The sequence below is a fragment of the Bradyrhizobium sp. PRIMUS42 genome (assembly GCF_023006515.1).
GTDB lineage: Bacteria > Pseudomonadota > Alphaproteobacteria > Rhizobiales > Xanthobacteraceae > Bradyrhizobium.
This window is the reverse complement of record NZ_JALBGZ010000250.1, coordinates 1-8,245: the sequence shown is the minus strand read 5'-3', so window position 1 is coordinate 8,245 and position 8,245 is coordinate 1. Positions and strand designations below refer to the sequence as shown.

General features: G+C 62.4%; 10 protein-coding genes. 4 read left to right on the top strand and 6 right to left on the bottom strand.

The genetic code is table 11. The features are described 5' to 3' along the window. A partial coding sequence (locus MOV75_RS19330) for a YbfB/YjiJ family MFS transporter (RefSeq protein ID WP_247006397.1) occupies nucleotides 1–381 on the top strand: 381 nt, incomplete at its 5' end. Nucleotides 382–420: 39 nt separating this feature from the next. Here MOV75_RS19330 and MOV75_RS19325 read toward each other — a convergent pair. The 5 genes from MOV75_RS19325 to MOV75_RS19305 form a co-directional block, all read right to left on the bottom strand. Then, a complete protein-coding gene (locus MOV75_RS19325; RefSeq protein WP_246919908.1) occupies nucleotides 421–789 on the bottom strand; it encodes a hypothetical protein in 369 nt (122 codons plus the stop codon). Nucleotides 790–927: 138 nt separating this feature from the next. After that, a complete protein-coding gene (locus MOV75_RS19320) occupies nucleotides 928–1,710 on the bottom strand; it encodes a molybdopterin-binding protein (protein ID WP_246919909.1) in 783 nt (260 codons plus the stop codon). Between the two features lie 10 nt (nucleotides 1,711–1,720). Then, complete coding sequence (locus tag MOV75_RS19315) at nucleotides 1,721–2,350, bottom strand: cytochrome b/b6 domain-containing protein (protein WP_246919910.1); 630 nt, start codon at nucleotides 2,348–2,350, stop codon at nucleotides 1,721–1,723. A gap of 180 nt (nucleotides 2,351–2,530) precedes the next feature. Then, a complete protein-coding gene (locus MOV75_RS19310; RefSeq protein WP_246919911.1) occupies nucleotides 2,531–3,085 on the bottom strand; it encodes a fasciclin domain-containing protein in 555 nt (184 codons plus the stop codon). 336 nt (nucleotides 3,086–3,421) lie between these two features. Continuing rightward, the gene (locus MOV75_RS19305) at nucleotides 3,422–4,183 is read right to left on the bottom strand and encodes an SDR family oxidoreductase (RefSeq protein WP_246919912.1); all 762 of its coding nucleotides are present in this window, start codon (nucleotides 4,181–4,183) and stop codon (nucleotides 3,422–3,424) included. 115 nt (nucleotides 4,184–4,298) lie between these two features. On the opposite strand from MOV75_RS19305, the gene MOV75_RS19300 reads away from it, so the two are divergent. Further along, a complete protein-coding gene (locus MOV75_RS19300; RefSeq protein WP_246919913.1) occupies nucleotides 4,299–5,828 on the top strand; it encodes a malonyl-CoA synthase in 1,530 nt (509 codons plus the stop codon). 118 nt (nucleotides 5,829–5,946) lie between these two features. On the opposite strand, the gene MOV75_RS19295 is transcribed toward MOV75_RS19300, so the two are convergent. Beyond that, complete coding sequence (locus MOV75_RS19295) at nucleotides 5,947–6,807, bottom strand: sulfite exporter TauE/SafE family protein (protein ID WP_247006395.1); 861 nt, start codon at nucleotides 6,805–6,807, stop codon at nucleotides 5,947–5,949. A 500-nt stretch (nucleotides 6,808–7,307) separates the two neighbouring features. Here MOV75_RS19295 and sdhC point away from each other — a divergent pair, with 500 nt between their 5' ends. Next, nucleotides 7,308–7,706 carry a succinate dehydrogenase, cytochrome b556 subunit gene (sdhC, locus tag MOV75_RS19290; protein ID WP_247006393.1) on the top strand — a complete coding sequence of 133 codons (399 nt, stop codon included), beginning with the start codon at nucleotides 7,308–7,310 and terminating at the stop codon, nucleotides 7,704–7,706. Next, nucleotides 7,703–8,107 (top strand): succinate dehydrogenase, hydrophobic membrane anchor protein, encoded by a 405-nt coding sequence (gene sdhD / locus MOV75_RS19285; protein ID WP_247006392.1) that lies wholly within the window; start codon nucleotides 7,703–7,705, stop codon nucleotides 8,105–8,107. Before sdhC ends, sdhD begins: the two co-directional genes overlap by 4 nt. Nucleotides 8,108–8,245: the final 138 nt, after the last annotated feature.

The window sequence follows — 8,245 nt, the reverse complement described above, 5'->3', positions numbered from 1 at the left end:
CTCGATCGCGGCGGGCTTGCCACGGCCATCATTCTCGGCACCAACGCGCTGGGCGCGGCCCTGCCGATGTTAGGACATTCGCCGGCCTTGCTCGCGATCTCCGCGGTGGTGTTCGGCGTCGCCTTCTTCGCCGTGGTCGGCTCGACCACCGCCTTCGTCCGCTTCAACTACCCGCCGGAGGTGTGGCCGACCGCAATCGCGGCGATGACGATCTCGTTCGGCGTCGGCCAGACGCTCGGCCCGATCGTGGTCGGCGCGATCACGGACGCGCTGGGGAGCCTGAGTTACGCACTCAATGTGTCGGCGGCGCTGCTGGCGCTGGGAGCGGTTGCGGCGCTGTGCCAGCGGAAGGTGGGGCCAGCCAAATCGACGGTGTCGTAGAGTGGGTAAAGGCGAGCAGCGCCGTGCCCAACACAGCGACTACCGCGGATACATGACGAGAACCGACCATATCGCCAGCTGAACGAAGAATCCCAGCGAGAACAAGCCGAGGAAGCCGGCCAACATCCATAGTCCGGCCACACGCCTCGTTCGCCACAGATAGTAAGGCAGATACGGCAGCCAGAACACCCCGAGGAGAAATCCGTAGTCGAACGGCCGCTCGACTTGTGGGTGATCTCGCTGGTCAATCACGATCCACATGATGAGCAAAAACGCCAACAGGGTGTCTGCAAAAGCATCGGTTACGGGCCTTGCGTATATGCCGCGCCAAAAGAAAAGGCCGTCGACCAGCGCAGACATCGCCGCAACGCAAATCAGCGACGCTGCCAGCCATTTCTTGATGTTCATTCTGGTCGCTGGATTCAAGCTCATGCAGTCCACAAAATAGGACCGCTGCAGCGATCATGTCCAGCGTCGCGCCCACCATGGTCACGGATACAATGTTGGTGGGCACGCTTGCGCTTTGCCCACCCTACGGCAGCGCGCCTAGCTCCCGCTAAACGAATTATAGCCCTGGTCTTCCCAATAGCCGCCCTTGTAGTCGTTGGTGACTTCCATCGAGAGTACGTATTTCGGGTTCTTGAAACCGAGTTTCGTGGGCACGCGGATTTTCATTGGGAAACCGTAGGCGCGCGGCAAAATCTCGTTCGCATATTTGAACGTCATCTGCGTCTGCGGATGCAGCGCGCTGCGCATGTCCAAAGGCGAGTTATAGCCATCCTTGTCGGCGCACTGGAACCAGACATATTTCGCGCGCGTGTCGGCGCCGATCAGTTTTAGGAAATCGCGCAAGGGCGCGCCGGTCCAGCTGCCGATCGCGCTCCAGCCTTCGACGCAGATATGGCGGGTCACCTGCGTGACCTGCGGCAACTTGTAGAGCTCGTCCAGCGTCCATGACTTTTTGTTGTCGACGAGACCGCGCACCTCGAGCTTCCAGTCGGCACCGTTCACATCGGGCGCGTCGTCGAGATCGTAATAGGCGTTGAACGGGAACGGTTTTGTGATCGCGCTTTCGGGAAAGGTCGGCGCCAGCGCGTCGGGATTGAAGATGAAGGCCTGCACCGCGTCGTTGAATTTCGACACCTGCTTCAGCATCTCCTCGGCGGATGAGCTGTCGATGACGTCGCAGCCGGTCAGCAGCGTCAGGGCGCCGAGACTGGCGCCACCAGCGATGAAGCGGCGGCGGGTGACGTCAGGCATCGTCTTGATGGAGTCCTTGATCAGGAGCCGCTTGTCGACGCCGGGGATCAGGAATGAACGCTTCGCCATGTTGTCCTCCTCAGCGACCGATGATCATGGCGCGCAGGCTCTTCGGCACGAGCAGCGCGAGCAGGACGTGGATGACGAGGAATGCGCAGATCGCAGCCATGCAGAAGAAGTGGATGTAGCGCGCGGTCGGATAATCGCCGAACAGTGCGACAAGGTAATAGAGCTGCACCGGCTTCCACATGCCGAGCCCCGTGAGCACGATCAGCACGCCGACGACGATGATGCCGGCGTAGAGCAGGCGCTGCACGTAATTGTAAACGCTGAGATCGTCATGGCCGAGCTTGAAGGTCAAGGCAGCCCTGACGTCGTGGAGCACACCTGATGGCGTGATCGGGAGCAGCTTCTTGGCGAACCGGCCGGTGGCAAAGCCCGTGACGAGATAGGCGAGGCCGTTGATCATCAGCAGCCACATCGCCGCGAAATGCCAGAGCAGGCCGCCGCCGAGCCAACCACCCAGCGTATACTCGCGCGGAAAACTGAAGCCGAACAGCGGCGAGGCGTTGTAGATCTGCCAGCCCGACAGGATCATCAGGATCATGGCGAGGGCGTTGACCCAGTGCATGACCCGGACCCAGGCTGGCTGGATCACTTTGGCCGGATTGGCCCTGACCTGCTCGTCGGTGACTGTGAGGCTCGCCATGATGGTTCCGTCCTGGGGATCGTGTGTCAGGATTATACGCCGGGCCGTCCGTCTTCGTTACGCCATGCTCGCCATCGAATCGATGCCGTCAGGCTAATGTGGTCACAATAAAGCGAGCCGGGCACCCCCGGCTCGCCGTCTCGAAGCATCCTGTCGGGGATGAAACAGGATCGCGCGGTGTTACGACGCCGGCATCAGCACGGTGTCGACCACATGGATGACGCCGTTCGACTGGTTGACGTTGGAGATCGTCACCATCGAGGTGCCGCCCTTGGCATCGACGATCCAGGTCTTGCCGTCCATCTTCTTGACCGTCAGTTCCTCGCCTTCGGCAGTCTTCAGCTTCTTGCCCTCGGTGAGGTCGGAGGCCTCGAGCTTGCCGGGCACGACATGGTAGGTGAGGATCTTGGTCAGCGTGGCCTTGTTCTCGGGCTTGACCAGATTGTCGACGGTGCCGGCCGGCAGCTTGCCGAAGGCGGCGTTGGTCGGCGCGAACACCGTGAACGGGCCCTTGCTTTCGAGCGTCGGAACCAGGCCCGCCGCCTTGACCGCTGCGACCAGCGTGGTGTGGTCCTTCGAGTTGACCGCGTTCTGGACGATGTTCTTGGACGGGAACATCGCGGCGCCGCCGACCATGACGGTCTTTTCCTCGGCGCGGACGGGCGCGACGACGGTCGCGGTGATGGCCAGGGCGCTGAAGGCGGCGGCGGCGAGATAGGCAATGCGCTTCGACATGGAAAGTCTCCCGATTGAATTGCTACCGGCGATGGCCGGTGTTGGGTTGGGGCAACAACGGCGGCTGCGACACTTGAGAGGTGATGCAGCAGTGCCGTCGTTGGACCGAATTACGGGAGGGTTCGCGATGCGGTTTCGGGGAAAAATTCTTTGTGATGCGTGAAACTATGGGAGGGGATGTTCGTGTGGTGGGCGAACGTGCACCAAGCAAACGATGCCGTAGGGTGGGCAAAGCGCAGCGTGCCCACCAAACGGAAATGCGGAGAGAGATGGTGGGCACGGCGCTTCGCGCCTTTGCCCACCCTACGGCAGTGAGCCCGTTGAGACAGTACCGTCTCAATCCCTGTTGTTCGGCGTCTGGATGAAACCACGATTGTGGGTCGGGCTGATCAGGACTTCGTTGATGCACACTCTGGCCGGCATGCTCGCGATGAACGCGATGGTGCGTCCCAAATCCTCGGATTGCAGCATCCTGGCCTGCTCGTCCTCGCTCGGCACCACCGGGCGCAGCTTCAGGATCGGCGTCGCCACCTCGCCCGGCATCAGGCAGCAGGCGCGCAGGCCGTTGACGCATTCGTCCATGTTGAAGGAATGGGTCAGCGCCAGCACCGCATGCTTGGTCGTGGTGTAGGCCGGGCCCGGCATCTTCGAGACGTGGCGCCCGGCCCAGGACGAAACGTTGATGATGGCGCCGTCCTGCTGCTTGCGCATTGTCGGCAGCACCGCGTGCATGCAGTAGAGCACGCCGTTGAGATTGACCTGGACCAGCCTGTCCCAGCCGTCCAGTTCCATATCCTTCCAGCTGCGCTTGGGGACATTGATGCCGGCATTGTTGACCAGGAGGTCGATGCGGCCGTGCTTTGCGACGATCTGATCGGCGGCCTTCTGGGCCGCACTGGCGTTGGAGACATCCAGGGCAATGGCCTCGGCCGCCCCGCCGGCCTTGGTGATCTTCGCAACCACGGTGTCCAGGGCGTCCTTCCGCCGGCCGGACACCACTACCGTCCAACCGTCGGCAGCTAACGCCTCGGCGCCGGCCTCCCCGATCCCGCTGCCACCACCCGTCACCCAGGCCACGCGTTTCCCGTTCTTGGTCATGCAAACTGTCTCCGTTGCTTCATCGGGGCGGTTTTTGCTAATCCAGCCCTCGGTTTTGACCGGCCTTGTCCAACAAGCCTTGTTGTACAAGTCCCTGCGGTCGAGGAAATCTTGCATGAACCCAGCTGCCAACGCCAACCTGTTTTCCCGCCTGTTCGACGGCCTGAACGATCCCAAGCGCCTCGCGATCGAGACGCATGACGGCGCCCATATCAGCTATGGCGATTTGATCGCGCGAGCGGGGCAAATGGCGAATGTGCTGGTCGCGCGCGGCGTGAAGCCGGGCGACCGGGTCGCGGTGCAGGTCGAAAAGTCCGTCGCCAACATCGTGCTGTATCTCGCCACGGTGCGGGCCGGCGCGGTCTATTTGCCGCTCAACACGGCCTACACGCTGAACGAGCTCGATTACTTCATCGGCGATGCCGAGCCGTCGCTCGTAGTCTGCGATCCCTCGAAGGCGGAAGGGCTCTCCCCGATCGCTGCCAAGGTGAATGCCAAGGTCGAGACGCTTGGGCCTGACGGCAAAGGCTCGCTGACGGACGCCGCCGACAAGGCGAGCAGCGAGTTCGCGACCGTGGCGCGGGCAAATGACGATCTCGCCGCGATCCTCTACACCTCGGGCACCACAGGCCGCTCCAAGGGCGCGATGCTCAGCCACGACAATCTCGCGTCGAACTCGCTCTCGCTGGTGGGCTATTGGCGGTTCACCGACAAGGACGTGCTGATCCACGCGCTGCCGATCTATCACACCCACGGCCTGTTCGTTGCGACCAACGTGACGTTGTTCGCGCGGGCGTCGATGATCTTCCTGCCGAAGCTCGATCCGGACCTGATCATCAAGCTGATGGCGCGCTCAACCGTGCTGATGGGCGTGCCGACATTCTACACGCGGCTTCTGCAAAATTCCGCGCTGTCGCACGACACCACAAAGCACATGCGGCTGTTCATCTCGGGCTCGGCACCACTGCTGGCTGAGACCCACCGCGAATGGTCGGCGCGCACCGGCCATGCCGTGCTCGAGCGCTATGGCATGACCGAAACCAACATGAACACGTCGAATCCTTACGACGGCGAGCGCGTGCCCGGCGCCGTCGGCTTTCCGCTGCCCGGCGTCTCAGTGCGCGTGACCGAGCCCGAGACCGGGAAAGAGCTGCCTCGCGAAGACATCGGGATGATCGAGGTGAAGGGCCCGAACGTCTTCAAGGGCTACTGGCGCATGCCGGAGAAGACCAAGGCTGAATTCCGCGACGACGGCTTCTTCATCACCGGCGATCTCGGCAAGATCGACGCCAAGGGCTACGTTCACATTCTCGGCCGCGGCAAGGATCTCGTCATCTCCGGTGGTTTCAACGTCTATCCGAAGGAGATCGAGAGCGAGATCGACGCCATGCCTGGCGTGATCGAATCCGCCGTGATCGGCGTGCCCCATGCCGATTTCGGCGAGGGCGTCACGGCCGTCCTGGTCTGCAACAAGGGCGCTGACGTCACCGAAGCCGCGGTGCTGAAGGCGCTCGACGGCCGGCTGGCAAAATTCAAGATGCCCAAGCGCGTCTTCGTCGTCGACGAGCTGCCGCGCAATACGATGGGCAAGGTGCAGAAGAACATTTTGCGGGATACGTACAAGGATATCTACGCGAAGAGGTGAGGGGCCCCGTTCTCTCGCCGTCATTGCGAGGAGCCCTTGCGACGAAGCAATCCAGAATCTTTCCGCGGAGGCAGCCTGGATTGCTTCGCTGCGCTCGCAATGACGGAGCTTGCGGCGACTACTGCCCGCCCACCAAACTCATCACGAACCTGCTGCCGACGATAAACAAATAGCACCCGAACGCGGTCTCCAGCGTCCGCTTCGACATCGCATGCGCGGCTTTCACACCGAGCGGCGCGGTGACGAGGCTCATCGGCATCACCAGCACGGCGCCGATCAGCGAGACGTAGCCGAGTGCGAACGGGATTTGCAGCGCTGCGACCGCCGGATAGGTCGCCGCCGCCGGCCAGCCGGCATAGATGTAGCCGAGCGCGCCGGGGATCGAGATCAGCACCGCCAGCGCCGACGAGGTCGCGACCGCCTGGTGGATCGGACGGCCGTAGAAGGTCATCAAGAGATTGGAGAACAGGCCACCGCCGATGCCCATCAAGGTCGAGAGGATGCCGACGCAGAGGCCGTAGGCGCGCATCAACAATCCCTTCGGCATGTCACCTCCGAGCTTCCAGGTCTCGCGCGCGAAGATCAGCCGCGCCGCAGCGGCGTAGGCGACACAGACGAAGACGATCTTGAACAGCCGCTCCGGCGCGTAGCGTGCCACCACGCTGCCAGCGATGACGCCGAGGACGATCGGCAGCCACCAGAGGCGGAGGATCGCCATGTCCACCGCGCCACGCCGGTAGTGCGCCTGGAACGAGCGAAGCGAGGTCGGGATGATGATGGCAAGCGAGGTGCCGATGCAGAGCGGCATCCGCACCTCCAGGGGCACGCCAACGATGCGGAAACATTCGTAGAGCACGGGCACCAGAATCGCGCCGCCGCCGATGCCGAACACGCCGGCCAGAAATCCCGAAAGCGCGCCCGTTGCGATCAGCAACAGCGCGAGCTCGATGATCTCCTTGATTTCAAGACCTGCAATCACCCGGTCTGCCCCGCAACACCTCCGAAAGGTCGGATTCGGCTGCTGGTCCAGCTGTAGGAGATCTGACTTGGCGGGTCGACACGCCGCGTCGGCCGTCTTGGGTGGGATGCAGGCTGCGCATATCCGCCGTCGCACGGAAAATCAGTGCGCATGGCGGAATTGGCGATGGCATTGGAGTTGGCCCAGGTCGCTTCCGTCGTCATGAACCCGCTGGCTCGAACGACGTACCAGCCCGTTCGCTTAGAGGCGTTCCAATAGTAATTTCAATGTACCTCAGTGGCCCAAAAGAAATGAATTTTTGTTCAGTAGTTTCTTGGCGCACTCAGGCTCTGGTATACCAAGCCCCTGATTGGCCTTGTTTCATCAAGGCTCTAGAGCTGAACCGCCGTTCGATTTATGGCGAATTGGTGATTGCGCCGGCGAAATCGACTCCGTAAATAGAGCCGACCCTTCCGATCCCCGCGCGCCCCCTGCTGGGCCGCCATACAACATCAAAGCCCATGACCGCACGGATCGAACGACCGCTCTCCCCACACATGCAAGTGTACCGCTGGACGCTGACGATGGCCCTGTCCATTGTCCATCGCGCCACCGGCATTGCCCTCTATGTCGGAACCCTGCTGCTGGTCTGGTGGCTGGTTGCCGCGGCCTCCGGCCCGGCCGCCTATGCCCACGTCCAGGCCTTCGCCGGCAGCATCATCGGCCGGCTGATCGTGTTCGGCTACACCTGGGCGCTGATGCACCATATGCTCAGTGGCATCCGGCATTTCATCTGGGATCTCGGCTACGGCTTCAAGGCCAATGAACGGGAAGCACTGACCTGGGGCGCACTGATCGGCGGCATCGCGTTGACGGTGCTGGTCTGGATCATCGCCTATGCGATCGGAGGCGGACGATGAGCGGGACCGATACGCCAAAGCGCAGCATGCGCACCCCGCTCGGCCGCGTCCGCAATCTCGGCGCCGCGCATTCCGGCACGTCCGATTTCTGGCGCCAGCGCATCACCGGCGTCGCCATGACGCTGCTGATGATCCCAGGGCTGGTGATCATCATGATGCTGCTCGGTCGCAACCAGGTCTACGCTGCGCAGACTCTGAGCTCCATTCCCGTCGCGGTGATCCTGCTCCTCTTCATCTTTGCCAGTGCCTTGCACATGAAGATCGGCATGCAGGTGGTGATCGAGGACTACGTCCATAACGAGAGGCTGAAGCTCACCGCGGTCATGCTCAACAACTTCTTCTCGATCGCCGTGGCGCTCGCCTCGATCTACGCGATCCTCAAACTTTCATCCGGAGTGTAACCCATGGCCAACGAGACGAATGGCAAGGGCAACGGCGCTCCCGCCACCAACGGCAAGGCCTACCCGATCGAAGACCACACCTATGACGTCGTCGTGGTCGGCGCCGGCGGCGCCGGCCTGCGCGCCGTGGTCGGCTGC

Excerpts from the sequence above, each read along its gene's own strand:
- MOV75_RS19320 (WP_246919909.1), bottom strand. The coding sequence starts at position 1,710 with ATGGCGAAGCGTTCATTCCTGATCCCCGGCGTCGACAAGCGGCTCCTG.
- MOV75_RS19315 (WP_246919910.1), bottom strand. The coding sequence starts at position 2,350 with ATGGCGAGCCTCACAGTCACCGACGAGCAGGTCAGGGCCAATCCGGCC.
- sdhD (WP_247006392.1), top strand. The coding sequence starts at position 7,703 with ATGAGCGGGACCGATACGCCAAAGCGCAGCATGCGCACCCCGCTCGGC.
- MOV75_RS19300 (WP_246919913.1), top strand. The coding sequence starts at position 4,299 with ATGAACCCAGCTGCCAACGCCAACCTGTTTTCCCGCCTGTTCGACGGC.
- MOV75_RS19305 (WP_246919912.1), bottom strand. The coding sequence starts at position 4,183 with ATGACCAAGAACGGGAAACGCGTGGCCTGGGTGACGGGTGGTGGCAGC.
- MOV75_RS19325 (WP_246919908.1), bottom strand. The coding sequence starts at position 789 with ATGAACATCAAGAAATGGCTGGCAGCGTCGCTGATTTGCGTTGCGGCG.
- MOV75_RS19310 (WP_246919911.1), bottom strand. The coding sequence starts at position 3,085 with ATGTCGAAGCGCATTGCCTATCTCGCCGCCGCCGCCTTCAGCGCCCTG.
- sdhC (WP_247006393.1), top strand. The coding sequence starts at position 7,308 with ATGACCGCACGGATCGAACGACCGCTCTCCCCACACATGCAAGTGTAC.